1 protein-coding gene is annotated in these 1,680 nt (G+C 69.2%); it reads left to right on the top strand.

Annotated elements, in window-relative coordinates:
* The first annotated feature begins 139 nt into the window (after positions 1-139).
* Positions 140-328, top strand: coding sequence for a hypothetical protein (locus ACFY4A_RS42540; protein WP_390834665.1), 189 nt, complete (start codon positions 140-142; stop codon positions 326-328).
* The last annotated feature ends 1,352 nt before the right edge of the window (positions 329-1,680 follow it).

The following is a 1,680-nucleotide window of genomic DNA, read 5'->3' as shown; positions in this document are numbered from 1 at the left end:
GGATCGGTTGAGGTTGTGCATGCCGTGAGGGTGCAGGCGTTCGATGAGCTGACCGCATTCGAAGCGGGTTCCGGCGCGGGGCGAGGGCGACGAGGCGGGCGCGTTCACAGCCCGCCACCGCCGTCGGCGGACTCGGGGAATGTGGCTGCAATTCGACTGGGGCGAAGGCACGCGCATCGGCGGCCGTCGGACCTGGCTGTTCTGCGCATGGCTGTCGTGGTCGGGATCCCGGGTGGTCATCCCGGTCTGGGACTGCACCCTGGGCACGCTGGTCGCCTGCCTGGACACCGCCCTGCGCCGGATCGGCGGGCACCGACCTGTGTGCTGACCGACAACGCCAGGACCGTGACCGTCGAGCACATCGCGGGCATACCGCCTCCGGCACCCGCAGATGGTCGCAGCCGGCCGGCACTACGGCTGCCAGGTCATGACGTGTGTGCTCTACGACCCCAGGCCCTCGCAGGCAAGGGGGTGGTCCCCTTGAACTGACCCCTCAGACCGGAAACACATGGCCACCAGCTTGGAATTTTTTGATGGCCATGGACCGGGAGAACCGCCACCTGGGCATCGCAATGGCTGTTGACAGCTGTGTGCCCGCACGTTCTGCAAAGCCGAGGACCCCCGGTGGGCAAGGGCGGGCGCGTCAACGGCGCCGGATGCCGCCGAGGGCAGGGTGCAGCTTTCCGAAAACCGGTTGGGCGCGGGCCCGTACCGCTGGCCTGCTTCTCCCACGCCTTCCTTGATCCACGACGTGGTGCCCGCGGGCACGCTGGCCGGATGCCCGCAACCCACGCTGGAAGCGGAGGGCGGCTTGACCATCCGCCCCTGGGCGGACAAGGACGCCCCCGCCGCGCTCACAGTGTTCCAGAACCCGGCCATTCAGCCTGGATCCACCGCGTAATGCCTGATCACGTGACGTGATCGGTTTCCGGGTGGATGTCCCGCATCCGGGCAGGGGATTTCCGGTTGGCTGCACTGGTGGCAGGTTCTTCACGGTCCTTCACGTCGCGGGAGGCGGGGTGCGCGGCCGGTCAGGTGCGCAGGCGGTGGCCGGCTGCGGTCCACAGCTGTTCCAGCGCGTCGCGTCAGGGCCACCGCGCCGGGAGGTGCCGGGTCAAGGTCTGTGCCCCAGCGGTCAGCCGGGCCGGGGCGCCTGATGCGGCCGCCAAGACGGTTGTGGAGGGCTGGTTCCGCACCGGCGACGACGGCTACTTCTCCACCGCCGACCGCACGAAGGGCCTCATCATCCGCGGTGGCTTCAACGTCTGCCCGCGAAAGAACGGGGCGGTTGTGTAGGAGTGCCCCTTTGTCGCCGAGGAGTTGAGGGTATCCGTCCGTGACCCGGTCGCGTGCCGTACGGGTACCCGGGCGAGGCCCGGTTCGTCGGCGCCCTCCCGAAGGGGCCCTTTGGCGTGATCCTCACGAGGCGGATCGCTGTTCCCGCGTCGCCCGGACGCACGGTGTGCACCCCACCTCGGGAGGGGGAGGGTCGGTGGGTGGGGGATGTTTGTCAAGTCCCGAATTCCGGGGACATGACGCGGTGTGCCGGGCCGGGGTCAATGGAGGCATGGGTTCACGCAGAGCTGGTGGCCCACCGGGATGGTCTGGACGGTGTTGACGGGACGTGTGTCCCGCGGCCGCCCCGCCGGGGAACCGGCAGGACCGTTTCGACATATTCCT

The organism is Streptomyces sp. NPDC001292, assembly GCF_042896465.1.
GTDB lineage: Bacteria > Actinomycetota > Actinomycetes > Streptomycetales > Streptomycetaceae > Streptomyces.
The sequence above is the reverse complement of the archived record's forward strand: the minus strand, read 5'-3'. Positions and strand labels throughout refer to the sequence as shown.

Bases quoted from the DNA above. Each gene is read 5' to 3' on its own strand.
- ACFY4A_RS42540 (WP_390834665.1), top strand. From the start codon at position 140: ATGTGGCTGCAATTCGACTGGGGCGAAGGCACGCGCATCGGCGGCCGT.